Source organism: Citrobacter sp. wls716 (assembly GCF_005280975.1).
In the GTDB taxonomy this organism is placed as follows: Bacteria; Pseudomonadota; Gammaproteobacteria; order Enterobacterales; family Enterobacteriaceae; genus Citrobacter; species Citrobacter youngae.
Genome location: NZ_SZWX01000018.1, coordinates 16099 through 38195, shown reverse-complemented (window position 1 = coordinate 38195; position 22097 = coordinate 16099). Strand labels below are relative to the sequence as shown.

The window sequence follows — 22097 nt, the reverse complement described above, 5'->3', positions numbered from 1 at the left end:
GTCATAAACGCGAAAGCGCACTTTCCGCTGGCACGCGCGCAACGTAATGCCCCGGTTCCACTAACTGTAGTGAAACCGGGGGGATCTCTTCACCGCGTTTGCGGATATTACTGGGGATATCATCCGACAACAGCACGCGCTGTGGTCTTTGATGCGATGGATCGGCAACCGGGACTGCCGCCATAAGTTTTCGCGTGTAGGGATGCTGTGGATTTTCAAACACCGCCCGTCGGGTGCCGATCTCAACAATCTGCCCCAGGTACATCACCGCCACGCGGTGACTAATACGCTCCACCACCGCCATATCGTGGGAAATAAACAGGTACGCAATACCCATTTCCCGCTGTAGGTCGAGCAACAGATTAATAATTTGCCCGCGAATCGAGACATCCAGTGCCGAGACGGACTCATCGGCAATAATCACTTTAGGATTGAGCGCCAACGCCCGGGCTATACAGATACGCTGACGCTGACCACCGGAAAATTCGTGCGGATAGCGCCAGGCGTGCTCAGGTAGCAACCCGACACGCTCGAGCAACCATGCGACCCGTTTTGTCGCCGCATCGCCTTGCAACAAACCGTGCACCCGCAGTGGCTCTAAGATGGAATATCCCACCGTCTGTCGGGGGTCGAGCGACGCATAAGGGTCCTGGAAGATAAGCTGGATATCCCGACGCAGCGGCTGCAACTTGCTGGCGGCCAGGGTATCAATGCGTTGTCCCTTGAAGAAAATCTCCCCGCGCTGGGACTCCACCAGACGCAACAATGCCCGCCCGGTCGTTGATTTACCACACCCCGACTCGCCTACCAGTGAAAGCGTTTCGCCGGGCCAGAGATCAAAACTGACGTTTTCCACCGCATGCACCTCGCGGGTCACGCGATTAAGGATGCCGCTACGCAGGGGAAAACGTGTCACCAGGTTGCGAACCCGCAGAATCGGCTCTCCCTCAACTACCGTGTCCTGCTCGGTTTGAGGTTCAACATGATGAGGATCGTGCAGAGAAATAAGCGGGAAGCGTCGCGGAAGGTCATGCCCGCGCATCTCCCCAAGTTGCGGCACTGCTGCCAACAGCGCTTGAGTGTAAGGATGCTGCGGAGCATGAAAAATCTGCTCAACGCTGCCCGTTTCGACCGCCTCACCCTGGTACATCACCAGCACCCGGTCAGCGATATCTGCCACCACGCCCATATCGTGGGTGATAAAAATAACGCCCATCGACATCTCTTGCTGCAGCACTTTTATCAGTTGCAGGATCTGTGCCTGAATCGTGACGTCCAGCGCGGTGGTCGGCTCATCGGCAATCAACACCGCAGGGCGACACGACAGCGCCATGGCGATCATCACCCGCTGGCGCATACCGCCGGAAAGCTGGTGTGGATAACGCGATAAAATCGCCTTCGCCTCGGGGATACGCACCTGGTCGAGCATTCGCTTCGCTTCTACCATCGCCTCTTCGTGACTGGCACCCTGGTGCAAGCGGATAGACTCGGCAATTTGCTCGCCGACGGTAAACACCGGGTTAAGCGATGTCATAGGCTCCTGGAAGATCATCGCGATATCCGCGCCACGCACATGGCGCATCTGGGCCGCGCTCTGCTCGCCGAGTTCAATCACCTGCCGATTACGCCGCCGTAGCAGCATCGCATCACAGCTTACCTCGCCGCCCGCCTGTTCAATCAGACGCATCAGCGACAAGGCCGTTACCGATTTTCCGGAACCGGACTCGCCAACAATCGCCAGCGTTTCGCCACGCTTCAGGCGAAATGACAGATTGCGCACAGCGCTAACGCGTTGCTGCTCCTGTTCAAAGGCAATATTCAGGTTGCTGACGGACAGCACATCACGGGCATCAAGCTCATCACTGTGTGGCAACGGTATCTCCTTTTTCCCGATAAATACCAGTGGTGGGCGTGTCGCCTGCGTATCCCCAGGCGCGGTACATGCCTTCGCTGTTAAACGGCAAAGCCACATTCCCTTCATGATCGATAGCAATTAATCCACCGCTGCCGCCCAGCGCCGGTAATTTTTCCATCACCACGCGTTCACACGCCTCTGATAAACTCAGGCCGCCATAATCCATCAATGCCGCAATGTCATAGGCCGCCAGCGCGCGAATAAAAACTTCACCTGTTCCGGTGCAGGAGACGGCCACACTTGCGTTATTGGCATAACAGCCTGCGCCGACCAGCGGACTATCCCCCACCCGACCCGGTAATTTGTTGGTCATCCCGCCAGTCGATGTTGCTGCCGCCAGATTGCCAAACATATCCAGCGCAACCGCACCCACGGTACCCATTTTATTGTTTTCATCCAGCGGGGTCGCACTGTGATCCAGCACCGTTTCACCCGCTGCTTGCGCCGCCAGCAGCTGTGCATAGCGTTCTGGCGTCGAGAAAATATCCGCCGAAACGCGCTCCATACCCTGGGCAATGGCAAAATTTTCTGCCCCTTCACCAATCATCATGACGTGGGGGCTGTGTTCCATCACCAGGCGCGCCGCGAGGATCGGGTTGCGCAGATGACTGACTCCGGCGACAGCACCCGCTTGCAGGGTATTACCATCCATGACGCAGGCATCCAGTTCATGGGTTTCATCACGGGTATACACAGCACCAATTCCGGCGTTAAACAGAGGGCACTCTTCCAGTAGGCGCACAGCCTCAGTGACAACATCCAGTGCGCTTCGGCCCGCTTCTAGCATACGTTGACCGGTTTCAACGATATCTGACAGCGCCTGTATATAACGCAACTCCTGCTCCTGGCTTAGCTCTGCGCGGGTTATTGCCCCAGCGCCGCCGTGAATTGCAATGACTGCTTTGCCCATTTTTTTCATCCATTAAGGTGGCAGGTAACGGGGTTATAAATATCAGAATTTCTGTGAGTTATTGATTCGATTTTTGAATATAGAAAGATGCAGACGTCATGTAAAGGTAAAGGCCCGCCCCTCACACTTCTTCGCATCAGGTCATGCAGCAGTGTTCAACAAACAGGAGATTCCTCGACGTTATTGAATAAATTAATTCAACCGATCGGTAATCTGTTTTTTTGCATAAAACACAAAGCGTTCAACAGACGGCATACATGCGGCCCAGTTCTCTTTGGTTAACCCCAGATATTCCGCACGCGCAGCCTGCAACGTGGCGGCATGTTCAGTGGGCAATTGCGGTATCAGCCAGGACGCAGCCTCATCTTTAGCGACAATATTGCCCGTAACCACGCTATACCAGATGCGTGCCAGAGCAAGGATAATATTCCGCTCGTCCCCTTCTAAATCGGCCGGTTTCTGCCACATATCAAGGATATGTCGAAATGTTTGTACGATATCGCTAAAAGGGATGACGTTGAATAATCTCTCAGCGGGTTCACCGAACAACGGTACGCTGGCACGCCGGGCCTGGGTCAGCAGAATGGAAAGGTCGGGATCCACCTGCGCCGGTTCATACACACCAGCGCAGATATCTTCACGCAACCATTCACCAAACTGCATCTCTCTCGCCGGTGGAAATCGCCACGGTACAATCTGCGAGAACAGTACAACGGTCACTTCCAGCGCACGATACCGCACGCAGACGCCGGGAGGCGCAGAAATAGCCAGCAAATCCTGCATCAATTTTTTTCTTTGCTGCATATCCAGCGGTTGCCTGATGGTAACCAGTAAATCGATGTCGCTTTGGGGTTTTAATCCCCCTTCAACAGCAGATCCATACAAATGAATGGCAACGAGATTCCCCTCAAAAATCTGGCGGATGAGCGCACTGGCGGCATCCACCTGGCGTCGAATGGCGTCCGGGATATTATGAGTCATTTAGCCCCCAGGGGAAAAAGCAGAAACATTGAGTTTATACGGCATTTTTCCTGTCGCGCTATCCTCTGGCAGAAAACCGTTATCAGATCCGATCCTAAGCCTGAGGTGGCATACTGTCCGCGTCCATTTTCTGACATAATAACCGGATTCGATTTTGCCCCGCAGGAGTCTTCACATGGAATTTACCGCCGGACTGATGCCGCTTGAAACGGCTCTCTCTCAGATGCTTTCGCGTATTACCCCACTCACCGCCGTCGAAACGCTGCCCCTGGTTCAATGCTTTGGTCGTATTCTGGCGACCGACATCGTCTCCCCGATTGATGTCCCTGGATTCGATAACTCTGCAATGGATGGTTATGCGGTGCGTTTGGCCGATCTGCAATCCGGCCAGCCGCTCTCCGTTGCAGGTAAAGCCTTTGCCGGTCAGCCTTTCCATGGCGAGTGGCCTGCGGGAACCTGCATCCGTATTATGACCGGTGCCCCGGTTCCTGTCGGTTGCGAAGCGGTAGTGATGCAGGAGCAAACGGAACAAACTGACGACGGTGTGCGTTTTACCGCCGACGTCCGCAGCGGACAAAATATTCGTCTGCGCGGTGAAGATATTGCCAACGGCGCGGTGGTATTTCCCGCCGGGACTCGCCTGACCACCGCCGAGCTTCCCGTGCTGGCTTCGCTCGGTATTGCCGATGTCCCCGTCGTGCGCAAAGTCCGCGTGGCGTTGTTCTCCACCGGTGATGAACTGCAACTGCCGGGTCAGCCGCTGGGCGACGGACAGATTTATGATACTAACCGTCTGACCGTACATCTGATGCTGCAGCAGTTGGGCTGCGAGGTGATCAACTTAGGGATTATTCGTGACGATCCCAACGCGCTGCGCGCCGCGTTTATCGAAGCCGACAGCCAGGCCGATGTCGTTATCAGTTCCGGTGGTGTTTCTGTTGGCGAAGCGGATTACACCAAAACCATTCTGGAAGAACTGGGAGAAATTGCCTTCTGGAAATTGGCCATCAAACCCGGTAAACCGTTCGCCTTTGGCAAACTGAGCAACAGCTGGTTTTGCGGCCTGCCGGGTAACCCGGTGTCAGCGGCCCTCACCTTTTATCAACTGGTCCAACCACTACTGGCGAAACTCAGCGGTAACACCGCCTGCGGACTGCCGCCACGCCAGCGCGTGCGCAGCGCATCACGTCTGAAGAAAACGCCTGGCCGTCTGGATTTTCAGCGCGGTGTATTACAGCGTACCGCAGAAGGCGAACTGGAAGTCACCACTACCGGACATCAGGGCTCGCATATTTTTAGCTCCTTTAGCCTGGGCAACTGTTTTATCGTGCTGGAACGCGACCGTGGTAACGTCGAAGCCGGAGAATGGGTTGAGGTCGAGCCGTTTAACGCACTGTTTGGAGGCCTGTAATGGCAGAACTCAGCGACCAGGAGATGATGCGCTATAACCGGCAAATCATTCTGCGCGGCTTCGATTTCGAAGGTCAGGAAGCGCTCAAGGAGGCGCGGGTACTGGTCGTTGGTCTGGGAGGGCTGGGATGCGCGGCAACTCAGTATCTGGCGGGCGCGGGCATCGGACATTTAACCCTGCTCGACTTTGACACGGTCTCCGTGTCGAACCTCCAGCGCCAGACGCTGCACAGCGATGCGACCGTTGGACAGCCGAAAGTGCTCTCCGCCCGCGACGCCCTGGCGCGGATTAATCCCTACATTGCCATTACGCCAGTGAATGCGCTGCTGGACGAGAGCGAGATTCACTCGCTTATCGCCGAACACGATTTGGTGCTGGACTGTACGGATAACGTCAGCATCCGCAATCAGCTGAATGCAGGATGCTTTGCCGCCGGGGTTCCGCTGGTTTCCGGTGCGGCAATTCGCATGGAAGGGCAAATTACCGTCTTTACGTATCAGGAAGGCGAGCCCTGCTACCGTTGCCTGAGCCGTCTGTTCGGTGAAAACGCCCTGACCTGCGTCGAGGCAGGCGTGATGGCCCCGCTAATCGGCGTGATCGGATCGTTACAGGCGATGGAAGCCATTAAGCTGCTGGCAAGCTACGGTAAACCGGCGTCTGGAAAAATCGTCATGTACGACGCCATGACCTGCCAGTTTCGCGAAATGAAGCTGATGCGTAATCCGGGGTGCGAGGTTTGTAGTCGGTAAAAAAGTCGGGTGGCGCTAACGCTTACCCGACCTACAACGGCTCGAACGTAGGCCGGGTAAGCGTTAGCGCCACCCGGCAACAGCATCAGATCGACGTGCGACCAAATGCGCTCTGCCAGTCGTGCTCAAACTTCGCCACGGCAGCATCAACGGCTGGAGAGCTAATCATCTGCTGAGCGACATCCAGCGGCAGCGTGATGGACTCACAGCCGACCAGCAGGCAATCCAGCGCCTGACGCGGCGTTTTGAAACTGGCTGCCAGCACTTTGGCGTGCGGGGCATGCATTTTCAATAAGGCCTGCAGATCGGTCACCGTCTGAATGCCGTCGCCCCCCTGAGCGTCCACGCGGTTAACGTATGGCGCAACATATTCGGCGCCAGCCAGCGCAGCTAAAAGCCCCTGAGCAGCACCGTAAACCGCGGTCCCCAGCGTCGGGATGCCCTCTTCTTTCAGCAATTTAATTGCTGCCAGACCCTCTGCCGTGACCGGCACTTTCACGACGATATCCGCGATGATTGCCCGCAGTTTACGCGCATCGCTGACCATCCCTTCGGCGGTGGTCGCCATTACCTGTGCAAACAGGCGGCCTTGCCCACCCATCGCGTCCTGCAATTGCGGCAGTAACACGTCCAGCGTCTGCTTACCTGCCGCCACAATGCTTGGGTTAGTGGTCACCCCTGCCAACGGAAAAACACGCGCCAGCGCTTTTACCGCGGCAACATCAGACGTATCTAAATAGAGTTCCATCACCTTTCCTCAAACGAATAATTAGCATGAATAAAAGGTAGCACGGCGAAACCTCGCGGTTAGTTGACGCACGTCAATATAACTTTCATTCGAAAGTAATTTAATCTTTATACGAAAGAAAAGAGGCCGCTTATGATTTTCAATATCCAGCGCTATTCCACGCATGATGGTCCAGGTATCCGCACCGTGGTGTTCCTTAAGGGATGCTCACTGGGTTGTCGGTGGTGCCAGAATCCGGAAAGCCGCGCCCGGACGCGGGATCTGCTCTATGACGCACGTCTGTGCCTTGATGGTTGCGATCTTTGTGCTCAGGCGGCACCGGAGGTGATTGAGCGGGCACTGAGCGGGTTGCTGATTCATCGCGAAAAACTGACCGATGATGCTCTGACGGCGCTGACCCACTGCTGCCCTACCCAGGCGCTGACCGTCTGTGGAGAGGTAAAAAGCGTGGACGAAATCATGGCGACCGTATTGCGGGATAAACCGTTTTACGACCGCAGCGGAGGGGGACTCACGCTTTCCGGCGGCGAACCGTTTATGCAGCCAGAGCTGGCGGCTGAATTGTTCCAGGCCAGCCACGAAGCAGGAATTCATACGGCAGTAGAAACCTGTTTGCATGTTCCCTGGAAGTATATTGAGCCGTCATTACCCTACGTTGATCTGTTCCTGGCCGATTTAAAGCATGTCGCCGACGCGCCGTTTAAACAGTGGACCGATGGCAGCGCCTCTCGCGTGCTGGAAAACCTGAAAAAACTGGCCGCCGCCGGTAAAAAAATAATTATCCGCGTCCCGCTGATTCAGGGATTCAACGCTGACGAAGCAGCTATTCAGGCCATTACCGATTTTGCCGCCGACGAACTCCACGTCGGAGAGATCCATTTTTTGCCCTACCACACGCTGGGCATCAACAAGTACAACTTACTCAATCAACCCTACAACGCCCCGGATAAACCGCTTGATGCGCCTGCGCTGCTCGAATTTGCCCAGCAGTACGCCAGCCTTAAAGGTTTAACCGCGACCCTACGAGGATAATCGCCATGACTACTCTGAAACTGGACACACTCAGCGATCGTATCAAAGCGCATAAAACGGCCCTGATCCACATCGTGAAACCGCCGGTTTGTACCGAGCGCGCGCAGCACTATACCGAGATGTACCAACAGCATCTGGATAAACCCATCCCGGTACGCCGTGCGCTGGCACTGGCTCATCACCTGGCGGAACGCACTATCTGGATCAAGCATGACGAGTTGATCATCGGTAACCAGGCAAGCGAAGTACGCGCCGCGCCAATCTTCCCGGAATACACCGTCTCCTGGATTGAAAAAGAGATCGATGATCTCGCCGACAGGCCCGGTGCAGGCTTCGCGGTTAGCGAAGAGAACAAGCGCGTATTGCATGAGGTGTGCCCATGGTGGCGCGGTCAGACCGTACAGGACCGCTGCTACGGCATGTTTACCGACGAACAAAAAGGGCTGCTGGAAACCGGCATTATCAAAGCTGAAGGTAATATGACCTCCGGCGACGCACACCTGGCGGTGAACTTCCCGCTGCTGCTGGAAAAAGGTCTCGACGGCCTGCGCCACAAAGTCGATGAACGTCGTTCCCGCATTAATCTGACTTGTCTGGAAGACCTCCATGGCGATCAGTTCCTGAAAGCGATTGATATCGTGCTGGAGGCCGTCAGCCTGCACATTGAGCGCTTTGCCGCGCTGGCGCGTAAAATGGCGTCCACAGAAACGCGCGCCAGCCGCCGTGATGAACTGCTGACCATGGCGGAAAACTGCGATGTCATCGCCCATGAGCCGCCAAAAACGTTCTGGCAGGCGCTGCAGTTGTGCTACTTCATCCAGTTGATCCTGCAAATTGAATCGAACGGTCACTCCGTATCGTTTGGCCGCATGGATCAGTACCTCTATCCGTTCTACCGTCGTGACGTAGAACTAAACCAGAGTCTCGATCGTGAGCACGCCATTGAGCTGTTGCACAGCTGCTGGCTGAAATTGCTGGAAGTAAACAAAATTCGCTCTGGCTCCCACTCGAAAGCCTCAGCAGGCAGCCCGCTGTATCAGAACGTGACCATCGGTGGCCAGAACCTGGTCAACGGTCAGGCGATAGATGCCGTCAACCCGCTCTCCTATGCCATTCTGGAATCCTGTGGCCGACTGCGCTCTACCCAGCCGAACCTCAGCGTGCGTTATCATGCGGGGATGAGTAATGACTTCCTGGATGCCTGCGTGCAGGTGATCCGCTGCGGCTTCGGGATGCCAGCCTTTAACAACGATGAAATCGTCATTCCGGAATTCATTAAGCTGGGCATTGAACCGCAGGACGCCTATGACTACGCAGCTATTGGTTGCATCGAAACCGCTGTTGGCGGGAAATGGGGCTACCGTTGCACCGGCATGAGCTTTATTAACTTTGCCCGCGTGATGCTGGCGGCGCTGGAAGGCGGACGCGATGCCACCAGCGGCAAAGTATTCCTGCCGCAGGAAAAAGCGCTTTCAGTCGGCAACTTTAATAATTTCGATGAAGTGATGGAGGCCTGGGATACGCAGATCCGCTACTACACGCGCAAATCCATCGAAATAGAGTATGTCGTCGACACCATGCTGGAAGAAAACGTACACGATATTCTGTGCTCTGCGCTGGTAGATGATTGTATTGAGCGCGCGAAGAGCATTAAGCAAGGCGGCGCGAAGTATGACTGGGTATCCGGTCTGCAGGTGGGTATCGCCAACCTCGGCAACAGCCTGGCAGCAGTGAAGAAACTGGTCTTTGAACAGGGGACTATCGGCCAACAACAACTGGCCGCCGCGCTGGCTGATGATTTTGATGGTCTGACCCACGAGCAGTTGCGTCAACGCCTGATCAACGGCGCGCCAAAGTACGGCAACGATGACGATAGCGTTGATACGCTGCTGGCTCGCGCTTATCAGACCTATATCAACGAGCTGAAACAGTATCACAACCCGCGTTACGGCCGTGGTCCGGTTGGCGGCAACTACTATGCCGGCACCTCGTCTATCTCCGCAAACGTACCATTCGGCGCGGCAACCATGGCAACGCCGGATGGCCGTAAAGCGCATACTCCGCTGGCAGAAGGCGCCAGCCCGGCCTCCGGTACGGACCATCTCGGTCCAACGGCGGTAATTGGCTCTGTAGGTAAACTGCCTACCGGCTCAATCCTCGGCGGCGTACTGTTAAACCAGAAGCTGAACCCGGCTACGCTGGAAAATGAGTCTGATAAACAGAAGCTGATGATTCTGCTGCGTACCTTCTTTGAAGAGCACAAAGGCTGGCATATTCAGTACAACATCGTTTCTCGTGAAACGCTGCTGGAAGCCAAAAAACACCCGGATCAGTACCGTGACCTGGTGGTGCGTGTCGCGGGTTATTCCGCCTTCTTCACCGCGCTGTCTCCGGATGCGCAGGACGATATCATCGCGCGCACTGAACATATGCTGTAACCCCCTCCCGCCCGGTGGCACTGTGCTTACCGGGCCTACATACTCTCCCTTTAGCCGGGTAAGGCGAAGCTGCCACCCGGCCTTTTACTTTCATTCGAAATTAAATTTGTGCTACAGGTCACATTATTATTAGAATGTTTCTGGTTGCAGTTATAAGCCAGGAGCATATATGACCATCAACGTTATCGTCACCGATATGGACGGAACGTTTCTCGACGACGCCAAGCAATACGATCGCGAACGCTTTATGGCGCAGTACCAGGAACTGAAAAAAAGAGACATTGAATTTGTCGTGGCCAGCGGCAATCAGTACTACCAGCTTATCTCCTTCTTCCCCGAGCTGAAAAATGAGATCTCCTTTGTTGCCGAAAATGGAGCATTGGTATTCGAACATGGTAAGCAACTGTTTCACGGCGAGCTGACCCGCCACGAATCCCGCATTGTCATTGGCGAACTGCTCAAAGATAAGCAGCTCAACTTTGTGGCCTGTGGACTGCAAAGCGCCTACGTGAGCGAAAATGCCCCAGAGTCCTTTGTCGCATTGATGGCAAAACACTACCATCGCCTGAAACCCGTAAAGGATTACCAGGATATCGACGATGTGCTGTTCAAGTTCTCGCTGAATTTACCTGACCAACAGATCCCATTAGTTATCGATCACCTTCATTCTGCTCTCGACGGCATTATGAAGCCCGTCACCAGCGGCTTTGGGTTTATCGACCTGATCATTCCCGGCTTACATAAAGCCAACGGGATCAGCCGTCTGTTAAAACGCTGGAACCTGTCACCACAAAACGTGGTCGCCATTGGCGACAGCGGCAACGACGCGGAAATGTTGAAAATGGCGCACTACTCTTTCGCCATGGCTAATGCAGCCGAGAACATCAAATTTATTGCCCGCTATCAGACCGACGATAATAACCATCAAGGCGCGCTGAACGTAATTCAGGCGGTGCTGGATAACACTTCGCCTTTTAACGCCTGATCCTGCCAACCGGAGTACCTGCTCCGGTTCTCACCGTTTTTGCATTCCGTGCACACCATCAAGTTTTTAAACTTGCATTAACTTATTTTTAACTTATATTGCACTTGTAAGTTATATAAGTTTCAAATGAAAGTTATGCGAGGTGGTTATGGCTTTTACTTTTACCAGCGACACATTGCCCGCCGATCACAAAGCGGCAATCCGTCAGATGAAACAGCAACTGCGGGTACAGCTTGGGGATGCTCAGTTGATCTTCAATCAACTGAGCGATGCCATTGCCACCCGCGTGGCGGAAATCAACGCCCTCAAAGCGCAAGGCTCCCCGGTATGGCCTGTGTTGTCCTATGCGGATATTAAAGCGGGTCGCGTGAGTGCAGAGCAGCGTGAAGAAATTAAGCGTCGCGGATGCGCAGTCATTAAGGGGCATTTCCCCCGCGAACAGGCGCTGGCATGGGATCAGTCGATGCTCGATTACCTGGATCGCAACCATTTTGATGACGTCTACAAAGGACCGGGCGATAACTTCTTCGGCACCCTGAGCGCATCGCGACCTGAAATCTACCCCATTTACTGGTCCCAGGCGCAGATGCAGGCCCGCCAGAGTGAAGAAATGGCCAATGCACAGTCGTTCCTCAATCGTCTTTGGACATTTTCAAGCGAAGGTAAACAATGGTTTAACCCGGATGTCAGCGTTATCTACCCTGACCGTATACGCCGCCGTCCGCCGGGAACCACATCCAAAGGGTTGGGCGCGCATACGGATTCCGGCGCGCTGGAACGCTGGCTGCTGCCTGCGTATCAGCGGGTATTTGCTCATGTTTTCAATGGCAAGCTGGAAGATTACGATCCGTGGCAGGCTGCGCATCGCACCGAAGTAGAAGAGTACACGGTGGATAACACCACCAAATGCTCAGTGTTCCGTACCTTCCAGGGCTGGACTGCGCTGTCCGATATGCTGCCAGGTCAGGGATTGTTGCACGTGGTCCCTATTCCTGAAGCGATGGCGTATGTGCTGTTACGCCCATTGCTTGACGATGTGCCGGAAGATGAACTGTGCGGCGTCGCGCCCGGCAGAGTCCTGCCAATTTCCGCGCAATGGCATCCGCTGCTGATTGAAGCGCTAACCAGCATTCCACAGCTGGAAGCCGGAGACTCAGTGTGGTGGCATTGTGATGTCATTCACGCCGTCGCGTCGGTAGAAAATCAACAGGGTTGGGGCAACGTGATGTACATCCCTGCCGCACCGATGTGCGAAAAGAATCTGGCCTACGCTCACAAAGTGAAAGCCGCGCTGGAAAAAGGCGCGTCGCCGGGTGATTTCCCGCGCGAGGATTATGAAACGAACTGGGAAGGACGCTTCACGCTGGAGGATTTGAATATCCACGGTAAACGTGCGCTGGGGATGGAATAATCCTTCCCCTTTCATCGCTTTTAAAATAGTCCGGTTTTCTTCATTATATGATAAAAACCGGGTATTTTTTTATTCTACTGAAATTGCTGCCAGTTTCCATTTATCCTGTTCTTTGAGCATAGTAACGTTAATCTCGCCAGACTCTCCGTTTTTAAACTCTACGCTTCCAGACAAAGAACCAACATCATTTACCACATTGAAACTATCGAAACTGTATTCACTAATATCATCAAAATGAACAGACTCGGTTACAAGCTTAAAATCCTCGCTGTTCATTTTTCTTTGCAAAGAAGAAGAGCTTGCCTGATAAGCCTGAATATATTTTCCATCACGGAGCAAATCTATCTCTGTTCGCGCAGCATCCTTCAAATCACCCATCGTGGAAAAAAGGAAAGTGCCAAGGCCGATAAAAATAATCAGTGCGGCAATCACCGCTCCCGCAATAACAATTTTCCTTTTCTTCTTGTCTGCTAACAGACCACGAACCTGCCATCCCGCATCACGAACAATATCAAAAATAGGATCGGTAATTTCCGTTGATACAAATTTATAGCCATCAATTTTACCGAAGCTACCATCTTCTTTTTTACCCCAGGATCCCCCAGCAGAAAACTCAAGGCGTTTCCCGATCTGGACAGATTTGCTTAATCTGAACCCACCCAAATCTGCATCCCACTCCACATCGGTCGTTTTTTCACGATAAGTAATTTGCTTTTTGCTTTCATTGAAAAACAGTCTTAACTCATATTGTTTTTGCAATCCGTATTGACTGAAATAATCTATCCACTCAGCATCTTCGATATTCCAGGATGCAACAATATCATCACCATCTTCACGTAAAATGAAAGGATGTTCGTTGCTGTTGTTTAAATTTAGTAAGTTTAATTTAAGATTGGCTAAAGAGAGTGGTTCCATCTGACTCATTTTCTTTCCTTGCGTAGGTCGTTATGGAAAGTATCTTAGCCACAATTGTGGCTAAGATTAATCAGTAGAACTTTTTTTCAGAAAAGTGCGGGGAGAGAGACTTATTCGACGCCTTTACTCCGCAGGTAATCTTCGTAGTTGCCGGTGAAGTCGATCACGCGTTCCGGCGTAATTTCAATCACGCGGGTTGCCAGGGAACTGACGAACTCACGGTCGTGAGAAACAAAGATCAGCGTGCCCTGGTACATTTCCAGCGCCATGTTCAGCGACTCGATAGATTCCATATCCAGGTGGTTGGTTGGTTCATCCATCACCAGAATATTCGGTTTCTGCATCATCAGCTTACCGAACAGCATGCGTCCTTTTTCACCACCGGAGAGCACTTTTGCAGGTTTCTTGATATCGTCCTGGCTGAACAGCAGACGACCGAGGAAGCTGCGCACAACCTGCTCATCGTCGCCTTCTTGTTTCCACTGGCTCATCCATTCGAAAACGGTCAGATCGTTTTCAAACTCGTATTCATGATCCTGCGCGTAGTAACCAACCTGGGCGTTTTCAGACCACTTAACGGTACCGTTGTCCGGCTGCAAATCGCCAACCAACGTTTTCAGCATGGTGGATTTACCCACGCCGTTGGCACCAATGATGGCAACCTTCTCCCCCACTTCCAGCAGCAGGTTGAAGTTTTTAAACAGCGGGCCTTCATCAAAACCTTTCGCCAGCGCTTCCACTTCCAGCGCGTTACGGAACAGTTTCTTATCCTGCTCGAAACGGATGAACGGGTTCTGACGGCTGGAGGCTTTCACTTCATCGAGCTTGATCTTATCAATCTGACGCGCACGAGAGGTCGCCTGACGAGATTTAGATGCGTTGGCGCTAAAGCGGCTGACGAAGGATTGCAGATCGGCAATCTGTGCTTTCTTCTTGGCGTTATCGGCCAGCAGACGTTCACGCGCCTGGGTTGCCGCCGTCATGTATTCGTCGTAGTTACCCGGATAAACACGCAGTTCGCCATAGTCCAGATCCGCCATGTGTGTACAGACCATGTTCAGGAAGTGACGGTCGTGCGAAATGATGATCATGGTGCTGTCACGCTCGTTCAGCGTCTGCTCCAGCCAGCGAATGGTGTCGATATCCAGGTTGTTGGTTGGTTCGTCGAGCAGCAGAATGTCCGGGTTAGAGAACAGCGCCTGTGCCAGAAGCACACGCAGTTTCCAGCCGGGCGCGACTTCGCTCATCGGGCCGTAATGCTGTTCTACCGGAATACCGACGCCCAGCAGCAGTTCACCCGCACGCGCTTCCGCAGAGTAACCGTCCATTTCGCCGTACTGAACTTCAAGGTCAGCCACTTTATAGCCGTCTTCTTCGCTCATCTCGGCCAGAGCGTAGATACGGTCGCGCTCCTGCTTCACTTCCCACAGTTCAGCGTGCCCCATAATTACTGTGTCGAGAACAGTGAACTCTTCAAAGGCGAATTGATCCTGACGCAGCTTACCGATGCGCTCATTCGGATCGAGGGAAACGTTGCCCAGCGTCGGTTCGAGGTCGCCGCCGAGAATTTTCATAAAGGTGGATTTACCGCTACCGTTCGCGCCAATCAGGCCGTAACGATTGCCGCCGCCAAATTTGACGGAAATATTTTCAAACAGCGGCTTACTGCCGAACTGCATAGTGACGTTGCTGGAAACTAACACTGGCGTATCCTGAAAGAGAAAGAAATATGTGACAAACCGCTTATTATGCCATAACTCTGCAATAAGATCGCGCCGTTCATGCAGCACAGATAAAGTGAAAGCAAAAGGAAAAAAATGTGATTTAGTACACATCCGAATTCCTTGTTGCTCAGAATGCACATATAATGCCTGCCCAACACTACATAAATCTCAACCCACTAGCCTGCCTGGCACTGAATCTCGCATACATGAACATGAATATGAAATTAACAACGCTTTTCGCGGCGGCACTCGCAATAGTTGGTTTTTGTAACACCGCTTCTGCCGTCACGTACCCGCTGCCTACCGATGGCAGCCGTTTGATTGGCCAGAACCAGGTCATCACGATTCCTGAAGGCAACACCCAACCGCTGGAATATTTTGCGGCGGAGTATCAGATGGGTCTGTCTAACATGCTGGAAGCTAACCCGGGCGTGGATACCTTCCTGCCGAAAGGCGGCACCGTGCTGAACATTCCTCAGCAGCTGATCCTGCCGGATACCGTGCATGAAGGTATTGTGATTAACAGCGCCGAAATGCGTCTGTACTACTACCCGAAAGGTACTAACACCGTCATCGTTCTGCCTATCGGTATCGGCCAGTTAGGTAAAGACACCCCTATCAACTGGACCACCAAAGTTGAACGTAAGAAAGCGGGTCCAACCTGGACGCCAACCGCGAAAATGCATGCGGAATACCGCGCTGCGGGCGAACCGCTGCCAGCAGTTGTTCCGGCAGGTCCGGATAACCCGATGGGTCTGTACGCGCTGTATATCGGTCGCCTGTACGCCATCCACGGCACCAATGCTAACTTCGGCGTCGGCTTACGCGTCAGCCACGGCTGCGTGCGTCTGCGTAACGATGACATCAAGTTCCTGTTTGAAAATGTGCCGGTCGGTACTCGCGTCCAGTTTATCGATGAGCCGGTAAAAGCCACTACCGAACCAGACGGCAGCCGTTACATCGAGGTACATAACCCGCTGTCTACGACTGAAGCACAGTTTGAAGGCGGGGAAATCGTACCAATTACGCTGAATAAGAGCATTACCAGCATCACCGGTCAGTCTGACGTCGATCAGGCCGTCGTTGAGCAGGCGGTACAGAACCGTTCTGGTATGCCGGTTCGTCTGAACTAATCGGCTATACATGCCCGATGGCGCTACGCTTATCGGGCCTACCAGCACTGTAGGCCGGATTAGGCGCCAGCCGCCATCCGGCACACCACATCAATTACATCATCAACAGCAAGCCATATCCCACCAACGCCGCCCATATCAGCATCGGCACCGAATACAGATGAAAACGCCACCAGATGCGTCGGTCATTTGCCATGCGTAAAGCAATCAGATTCGCCAGCGACCCCGGCAACAGGCCAAACCCTCCGATATTAACTGCCCAGGCCAACAATAGCGTCGGCGGAACATAGTTGAGCAACAAAATCGTGCTGGGAACGTTACTGATAAACTGCGACAAGCCGATTGCCGTCAACCACAGCCCCGGTGCTGAAAGCGTGCCAATCTGACTGGTTATTCCGTGTAACACCGGCAACTGCGTGAGCAAATGCACATCAATAAACATCGCCATAAACACTAACAGCAACGTCCAGTCAACGCTGAGGATCACACGGCGAGCCAGTACCATGAACCCCGCGGCGACGATCGCCAGGCCCCACAGCTCTTGTTTTAACTCCAGTGCCGTCAGGAAGATGATATACAACGCCAGACAGCTCCACACCAGACGCGGTTGCCAGTCAGGCGCGGACGTACCGGTGTGATAATGCAATGCTTTATTCGGGAAACTGAACCAGCACAGCACCACCAGCGTCAGCATCATAGTCCCGGCAAGCGGCGCCATTTGCGAGGTAAACGCGGCAAATGACAAGCCAGAACGCCCCCACATCAGAATGTTTTGCGGGTTACCTATTGGCGTGAGCAACGATCCGGCGTTAACCGCCAGCGCCTCAAAGATAATCAGGCGATTCACCGGAATAGCGCACAATTTTTTCAGGGTGATCGTCAGCGGAACAACAATAAACAGCGCCACATCATTGGTCAGAAACGTCGACAGCAGCGCCGCCGCCAGCACCATAAATATCGCCAGTTGGCGTTCTGTGTTGAAGCGGCGAGTCATCTTGCGCCCTAACACATCAAAATAGCCGCTGAGCTCCACGCCTTTGGTCAGTAACATCAGGCCGCTAAGCGTAATAATCGTGTGCCAGTCAATGGCCCCCGGCCACAGCCGGGGCGCAAATGGCGTGAAAAGGCTCAGTGCAACCCCAACAATGATTAACAGCTGGAAAAAGCGATCGCGCTGCAAGGCTCGTAATAAAGGGAAACTCATTCAGAGCCCGTTCCTTGCTGTTGCGTAAACCGGCTAAAAGCCTCCAGTGTTTCCTTACTGACGTGATGCTCCATTCCTTCCGCATCGCGACGGGCAATTTCCGGGCTGATACCTAACATCAACAGGAAATTCTCCACAATCTGATGACGCTCCCGACTCTCCTGAGCTAATCGCTCACCTTCTGCGGTTAAAAACACGCCCCGCCAGGGGATCATTTCAATCAACCCAACGGAGGCAAGGCGCTTAAGCATTTTGGCAACTGTCGGCTGGGAAACCCCAAGCCGCGCGGCCATATCTACCTGGCGTGCTTCACCCACCTCGATAATGAGATCGGAAATCAGCTCTACGTAGTCATCAATCAGCTCACGGCGATGAGCCTCCCGGACCTGACGAAATCCTTCAACGTGTTCTTCGACATTCACCAATTGCGTCACTTTTTTTGTTGTTGGCATACCTGCGCGACGACTCATTCTGCTTCCTCGTTACTGTGACGCGTTAACGGCATCTGATTAGAGAACGCTCATTGTAAACCAGAGTTGCGTGGGCACAAAAAATTAACGTTTTAGCAATAGCTATATAATATAGCCTGTGCTATATCTGTATATAATAAAGACATCCCTCAAGGACTGATGGGATCGTGAAGTCAGGAGGTTTATATGAATGAATTTAAGAGGTGTATACGCGTGTTTAGCCACTCTCCCTTTAAAGTACGGTTGATGCTGATCTCTATGCTGTGTGACATGATTAACGGCAAACCAGAGCAGGATAAATCCTCAGCAAAATAATGCGGCGTCGCGGTACGCCGCTTCATTTCTTTGCCGTAACCTGATTACGGTGATAGGTTTCGTCCGAATAACCCTTCTTTTTGTCTGTTTTGCAGTTGCCCTCTCAAAACAATTTCTTTGTAGTAGTTGACCTTCTCTTGCACACACTCTATCTTTTCGCAGCCCTGCATATATTGCGGCTCGCGGATGCGGACCCATTCCCTCTTCTCGCTCTCTCAGGCAGGCATGACCCTTTGCGCCAGGGGTAGCACATGGCGTTTTTGCAACAGTGGCATATGAATTTAACCCTCAAAGATTCAATCATTGCTCGCAGCCGGGCGATTAGTCCGTGGACTGGCTTTTACTTTTTACAGTCTTTGCTGATCAACCTCGCGCTGGGCTACCCACTAAGCCTTCTTTATAGCGTTGCCTTTACCTGTGTATTGATGCTGTTGTGGCGTACTGCGCCGCGCGCGCAAAAAGCACTGATTGGCGTCTGTTCGTTGATTGCGGCAATGTATTTTCCGTTTGGCCAGGCTTACGGCTCGCCAAACTTTAATACGTTGTTAGCGCTGCACTCGACCAACATGGAAGAGTCGACCGAAATCCTGACCATCTTCCCCTGGTACAACTACCTGGTTGGCGTGTTTATTTTTGCGCTCGGCGTTATCGCCGTACGGCGTAAAAAAGACGAGCAGAAACGTCGCTGGAACAAGTACGACAGCCTGTGCTTGCTGTTCAGCATCGTTGCATTCTTTGTTACTCCGGTACAAAACCTGGCATGGGGCGGCGTTTTCAAGTTAAAAGATACCGGTTACCCGGTTTTCCGCTTTGCCAAGGACGTTATCGTCAATAACAACGAAGTGCTTGATGAGCAAGAGCGTATGGCGAAGCTGTCGAGCGTCAAAGACAGCTGGACAGTCACCGCCGTGAAGCCGAAGTATCACACCTATGTTGTGGTGATCGGTGAAAGCGCCCGTCGTGATGCGTTAGGCGCGTTTGGCGGTCACTGGGATAACACGCCGTTTTCCAGCACCGTTAATGGCTACATTTTTGCTGATTACATTGCCGCCAGTGGTTCTACGCAAAAATCGCTCGGCTTAACGCTAAACCGGGTCGTCGATAATAAGCCTCAGTTCCAGGATAACTTTGTCACGCTGGCCAACCGCGCTGGGTTCCAGACGTGGTGGTTTTCCAATCAGGGGCAGATCGGTGAATACGATACGGCAATCGCCAGCATTGCGAAGCGAGCAGATGAAGTTCAGTTCCTGAAAAACGGTGATTTCGAAGCGGACAAAAACACCCGTGACGAAGCGCTGTTGAAAATGACCGCCCAGGTGCTGGCCACCGAACGCACCCAGCCGCAACTGATTGTGCTGCATTTAATGGGTTCTCACCCGCAGGCCTGCGACCGTACACAAGGAAAATATGAGACTTTCGTCCAGTCCAAGGAGACCTCCTGTTACCTGTACACCATGACGCAGACGGATGACCTGCTGCGCCAGCTTTACGAGCAGTTGCGTAACAGCGGCAGTAGCTTCTCGATGGTCTATTTCTCCGATCATGGCCTCGCCTTTAAAGAGCGCGGAAAAGAGGTGCAGTACCTGGCGCATGACGACCAGTTCCAACAGAACTTCCAGGTGCCCTTTATGGTACTGTCCAGCGATGATAAAGCGCATCGGGTGATTAAGGCCCGTCGATCCGCCAATGATTTCCTGAGTTTTTTCTCACAGTGGACGGGGATCAGCGCGAAGGAAATTATCAACAGCTACCGCTTTATCTCTGAGAAAAAAGCCGGGCCAGTGTATATCACCAACTTTAAATTGCAGAAGGTGGACTACAACCATTTGGGCACTGATATCTTCGAGACCAAATCTCGTTAACAGCTCATAATTGCAGGCAAAAAAAATCCGCCCCTGGAGGCGGATTTTTTATATCACCGAAGTGATTAGAAGCGGTAACCAACACCCGCGATCCAGGTACCTACGTCAACGCTACGAATACGGCTCTGCTCGTAAGAGAAGTCCAGAGCAACGTTTTCGATCGGGTTGAACTGCACACCGGCACCGTAAGAGAAACCGTAGTCGCTGGTGTCGTGTTTGTCAGCAGGCGTTGCTGCATCCTGGAATTTACCGTAGCCAACACCTACAACACCGTAGACGCTTGCCCAGTCATTCAGACGGTACGCCGGACCTGCAGTGATGCCGTAGTATTGGGTTTTGTTGTAATCGCCAAACGAGTCGGTACGATCTTTTTCAGTGTAAGTGAAGGAACCGATCACGCCCAGCGGGCTGTTGTCCTGCTCGTAACGATACTTCAGGTTGAAACCGTTCATTTTGTTCGCTGCGCCCTGAGCATCGCTCTGAGCGTAACCACCAGTAACGGTAGAAGTAGCAGCTACAGCGGTACCTGCGGAGAAAGCCAGAACAGCGGCCAGTGCTGAAAGACATGCAATTTTTTTCATAACCACCTCAAATGTGCTTCAAGTAAATCTTAAGTTTTAAATATACCAAAAACTGATGGGAAACTCTTTGCGATTCGCGATGTCTAACGAAGCTTTTCATGTAACAGAACGTTTCATAAACCCGCTATCTCTTTCAATTAACATCACTTTTCTAATGATTTATGCCATTATTGCGCGCACAACACGGCACATTCATCCAGATGATTCCTAATCGCGCAGATTATTAATCCATCGTTTTCATGCCATTGTACGGATCTCAGTAATTTTTTTTTCAACGAATACTCAACCAGCCGAGCGTATTTCCATTACACTCGCTGTTTTACTTTTCTATACACAAACTCACGCGCATCGCAGCAAATCTGCGGCGTCCCGCGGGGCAAGGTGTGTAACCATCATTTGACAGGAGAAAGGATGCCGGGGTCGTCACGTAAAGCGCCAGTCTGGTTGCCTATTTTGGTTTTGCTGATAGCTATGTCCTCGATTCAAAGCGGTGCATCGCTGGCGAAATCGCTGTTCCCTCTCGTCGGTGCGCCAGGCGTTACCGCCCTGCGCCTCGCACTGGGAACGCTCATCCTTATCGCCTTCTTTAAACCCTGGCGTTTACGTTTTGCCAAAGAGCAACGTCTTCCCCTGCTGTTTTATGGTTTGTCTCTGGGTGGGATGAACTATCTCTTTTACCTGTCAATTCAGACTGTACCGCTGGGTATTGCCGTAGCGCTGGAATTTACCGGGCCGCTCGCGGTAGCGTTGTTTTCCTCCCGCCGCCCGGTGGATTTTATCTGGGTTGCGCTGGCCGTGCTCGGACTGTGGTTCCTGCTACCGTTAGGTCAGGATGTTTCTCACGTTGATTTAACCGGTGCCGCGCTGGCATTAGGTGCTGGCGCCTGTTGGGCTATCTATATTCTTACCGGGCAACGCGCAGGCGAAGAGCATGGCCCGGCAACGGTCGCAGTTGGCTCATTAATCGCAGCGCTGGTTTTCGTGCCGATTGGCGTCATTCAGGCAGGCGATGCGCTGTGGCACTGGTCTATTCTCCCGTTGGGCTTAGCGGTAGCAGTCCTCTCTACTGCGCTCCCCTATTCGCTGGAAATGATCGCATTAACGCGACTGCCTACACGTACCTTTGGGACACTGATGAGCATGGAGCCTGCACTGGCTGCAGTGTCTGGAATGATTTTCCTCGGGGAAACGCTGACGTTTATCCAGACGCTGGCTCTGGGAGCGATTATTGCTGCGTCCATGGGCTCTACGCTCACCATCCGTAAGGACCCGCAAATTAAGCAAATTGACGTGAATTAACCTGCCAATATTCT

General features: G+C 52.8%; 19 protein-coding genes. 10 read left to right on the top strand and 9 right to left on the bottom strand.

Going from position 1 to position 22097, the window contains the following annotated elements:
• Position 1: 1 nt before the first annotated feature.
• From gsiA to FDX24_RS02290, 3 genes are all read right to left on the bottom strand, one after another.
• Complete coding sequence (gsiA, locus tag FDX24_RS02300; protein ID WP_137363764.1) at positions 2-1873, bottom strand: glutathione ABC transporter ATP-binding protein GsiA; 1872 nt, start codon at positions 1871-1873, stop codon at positions 2-4.
• Positions 1860-2825, bottom strand: a complete 966-nt coding sequence (iaaA, locus tag FDX24_RS02295) for a beta-aspartyl-peptidase (RefSeq protein ID WP_061067598.1) — start codon at positions 2823-2825, stop codon at positions 1860-1862. The genes gsiA and iaaA overlap by 14 nt, the downstream gene beginning before the upstream one ends.
• Positions 2826-3017: 192 nt before the next feature.
• Positions 3018-3806, bottom strand: a complete 789-nt coding sequence (locus tag FDX24_RS02290) for an aminoglycoside adenylyltransferase family protein (RefSeq protein WP_101741845.1) — start codon at positions 3804-3806, stop codon at positions 3018-3020.
• A 175-nt stretch (positions 3807-3981) separates the two neighbouring features.
• Here FDX24_RS02290 and moeA point away from each other — a divergent pair, with 175 nt between their 5' ends.
• Positions 3982-5217 carry a molybdopterin molybdotransferase MoeA gene (gene moeA / locus FDX24_RS02285; RefSeq protein WP_061067596.1) on the top strand — a complete coding sequence of 412 codons (1236 nt, stop codon included), beginning with the start codon at positions 3982-3984 and terminating at the stop codon, positions 5215-5217.
• Positions 5217-5966, top strand: coding sequence for a molybdopterin-synthase adenylyltransferase MoeB (moeB, locus tag FDX24_RS02280; RefSeq protein ID WP_061067595.1), 750 nt, complete (start codon positions 5217-5219; stop codon positions 5964-5966). Before moeA ends, moeB begins: the two co-directional genes overlap by 1 nt.
• 85 nt (positions 5967-6051) lie before the next feature.
• Here the strand turns inward: moeB and fsa are convergent, their stop codons facing one another.
• Complete coding sequence (gene fsa, locus FDX24_RS02275) at positions 6052-6714, bottom strand: fructose-6-phosphate aldolase (protein WP_048212182.1); 663 nt, start codon at positions 6712-6714, stop codon at positions 6052-6054.
• Between the two features lie 132 nt (positions 6715-6846).
• Between fsa and FDX24_RS02270 the strand changes: the two genes are divergently transcribed.
• The 4 genes from FDX24_RS02270 to FDX24_RS02255 all read left to right on the top strand — a co-directional run bounded on the left by FDX24_RS02270 (position 6847) and on the right by FDX24_RS02255 (position 12580).
• Positions 6847-7746: a glycyl-radical enzyme activating protein gene (locus FDX24_RS02270; RefSeq protein WP_137363763.1), complete on the top strand. Its 900-nt coding sequence runs from the start codon at positions 6847-6849 to the stop codon at positions 7744-7746.
• Positions 7747-7751: 5 nt separating this feature from the next.
• Complete coding sequence (locus FDX24_RS02265; RefSeq protein WP_137363762.1) at positions 7752-10184, top strand: glycyl radical protein; 2433 nt, start codon at positions 7752-7754, stop codon at positions 10182-10184.
• A gap of 169 nt (positions 10185-10353) precedes the next feature.
• Positions 10354-11169, top strand: coding sequence for a Cof-type HAD-IIB family hydrolase (locus FDX24_RS02260; protein WP_048212185.1), 816 nt, complete (start codon positions 10354-10356; stop codon positions 11167-11169).
• 148 nt (positions 11170-11317) lie between these two features.
• Positions 11318-12580 (top strand): DUF1479 domain-containing protein, encoded by a 1263-nt coding sequence (locus FDX24_RS02255; RefSeq protein WP_137363761.1) that lies wholly within the window; start codon positions 11318-11320, stop codon positions 12578-12580.
• Positions 12581-12649: 69 nt separating this feature from the next.
• Here the strand turns inward: FDX24_RS02255 and FDX24_RS02250 are convergent, their stop codons facing one another.
• The gene (locus FDX24_RS02250) at positions 12650-13504 is read right to left on the bottom strand and encodes a hypothetical protein (RefSeq protein WP_252362801.1); all 855 of its coding nucleotides are present in this window, start codon (positions 13502-13504) and stop codon (positions 12650-12652) included.
• A 101-nt stretch (positions 13505-13605) separates the two neighbouring features.
• A complete protein-coding gene (locus tag FDX24_RS02245) occupies positions 13606-15198 on the bottom strand; it encodes an ABC-F family ATPase (protein WP_008784214.1) in 1593 nt (530 codons plus the stop codon).
• Between the two features lie 233 nt (positions 15199-15431).
• Between FDX24_RS02245 and ldtB the strand changes: the two genes are divergently transcribed.
• Positions 15432-16352: a L,D-transpeptidase gene (ldtB, locus tag FDX24_RS02240; protein ID WP_003035268.1), complete on the top strand. Its 921-nt coding sequence runs from the start codon at positions 15432-15434 to the stop codon at positions 16350-16352.
• 94 nt (positions 16353-16446) lie between these two features.
• Here ldtB and FDX24_RS02235 read toward each other — a convergent pair whose 3' ends face one another.
• Both FDX24_RS02235 and mntR read right to left on the bottom strand, forming a co-directional pair.
• Positions 16447-17556, bottom strand: coding sequence for an anion transporter (locus FDX24_RS02235; RefSeq protein WP_048212188.1), 1110 nt, complete (start codon positions 17554-17556; stop codon positions 16447-16449).
• On the bottom strand, positions 17553-18026 hold the full coding sequence (mntR, locus tag FDX24_RS02230) for a manganese-binding transcriptional regulator MntR (protein ID WP_003831586.1): 474 nt from the start codon (positions 18024-18026) through the stop codon (positions 17553-17555). Before mntR ends, FDX24_RS02235 begins: the two co-directional genes overlap by 4 nt.
• Before the next feature lie 186 nt (positions 18027-18212).
• Here mntR and mntS point away from each other — a divergent pair, with 186 nt between their 5' ends.
• Positions 18213-18341 carry a manganase accumulation protein MntS gene (gene mntS / locus FDX24_RS02225; protein WP_061067589.1) on the top strand — a complete coding sequence of 43 codons (129 nt, stop codon included), beginning with the start codon at positions 18213-18215 and terminating at the stop codon, positions 18339-18341.
• A gap of 275 nt (positions 18342-18616) precedes the next feature.
• Positions 18617-20203, top strand: a complete 1587-nt coding sequence (locus FDX24_RS02220; protein ID WP_061067588.1) for a phosphoethanolamine transferase — start codon at positions 18617-18619, stop codon at positions 20201-20203.
• A 65-nt stretch (positions 20204-20268) separates the two neighbouring features.
• Here FDX24_RS02220 and ompX read toward each other — a convergent pair whose 3' ends face one another.
• Positions 20269-20784 (bottom strand): outer membrane protein OmpX, encoded by a 516-nt coding sequence (gene ompX / locus FDX24_RS02215; RefSeq protein WP_048212190.1) that lies wholly within the window; start codon positions 20782-20784, stop codon positions 20269-20271.
• Positions 20785-21195: 411 nt separating this feature from the next.
• Between ompX and rhtA the strand changes: the two genes are divergently transcribed.
• Positions 21196-22083, top strand: coding sequence for a threonine/homoserine exporter RhtA (gene rhtA, locus FDX24_RS02210; RefSeq protein ID WP_048212191.1), 888 nt, complete (start codon positions 21196-21198; stop codon positions 22081-22083).
• Positions 22084-22097: the final 14 nt, after the last annotated feature.

Excerpts from the sequence above, each read along its gene's own strand:
- ompX (WP_048212190.1), bottom strand. The coding sequence starts at position 20,784 with ATGAAAAAAATTGCATGTCTTTCAGCACTGGCCGCTGTTCTGGCTTTC.
- mntS (WP_061067589.1), top strand. The coding sequence starts at position 18,213 with ATGAATGAATTTAAGAGGTGTATACGCGTGTTTAGCCACTCTCCCTTT.
- FDX24_RS02255 (WP_137363761.1), top strand. The coding sequence starts at position 11,318 with ATGGCTTTTACTTTTACCAGCGACACATTGCCCGCCGATCACAAAGCG.
- FDX24_RS02265 (WP_137363762.1), top strand. The coding sequence starts at position 7,752 with ATGACTACTCTGAAACTGGACACACTCAGCGATCGTATCAAAGCGCAT.
- ldtB (WP_003035268.1), top strand. The coding sequence starts at position 15,432 with ATGAATATGAAATTAACAACGCTTTTCGCGGCGGCACTCGCAATAGTT.
- fsa (WP_048212182.1), bottom strand. The coding sequence starts at position 6,714 with ATGGAACTCTATTTAGATACGTCTGATGTTGCCGCGGTAAAAGCGCTG.
- FDX24_RS02270 (WP_137363763.1), top strand. The coding sequence starts at position 6,847 with ATGATTTTCAATATCCAGCGCTATTCCACGCATGATGGTCCAGGTATC.
- FDX24_RS02250 (WP_252362801.1), bottom strand. The coding sequence starts at position 13,504 with ATGAGTCAGATGGAACCACTCTCTTTAGCCAATCTTAAATTAAACTTA.
- moeB (WP_061067595.1), top strand. The coding sequence starts at position 5,217 with ATGGCAGAACTCAGCGACCAGGAGATGATGCGCTATAACCGGCAAATC.
- mntR (WP_003831586.1), bottom strand. The coding sequence starts at position 18,026 with ATGAGTCGTCGCGCAGGTATGCCAACAACAAAAAAAGTGACGCAATTG.
- iaaA (WP_061067598.1), bottom strand. The coding sequence starts at position 2,825 with ATGGGCAAAGCAGTCATTGCAATTCACGGCGGCGCTGGGGCAATAACC.
- FDX24_RS02290 (WP_101741845.1), bottom strand. The coding sequence starts at position 3,806 with ATGACTCATAATATCCCGGACGCCATTCGACGCCAGGTGGATGCCGCC.
- FDX24_RS02260 (WP_048212185.1), top strand. The coding sequence starts at position 10,354 with ATGACCATCAACGTTATCGTCACCGATATGGACGGAACGTTTCTCGAC.
- FDX24_RS02235 (WP_048212188.1), bottom strand. The coding sequence starts at position 17,556 with ATGAGTTTCCCTTTATTACGAGCCTTGCAGCGCGATCGCTTTTTCCAG.
- moeA (WP_061067596.1), top strand. The coding sequence starts at position 3,982 with ATGGAATTTACCGCCGGACTGATGCCGCTTGAAACGGCTCTCTCTCAG.
- FDX24_RS02220 (WP_061067588.1), top strand. The coding sequence starts at position 18,617 with ATGAATTTAACCCTCAAAGATTCAATCATTGCTCGCAGCCGGGCGATT.
- rhtA (WP_048212191.1), top strand. The coding sequence starts at position 21,196 with ATGCCGGGGTCGTCACGTAAAGCGCCAGTCTGGTTGCCTATTTTGGTT.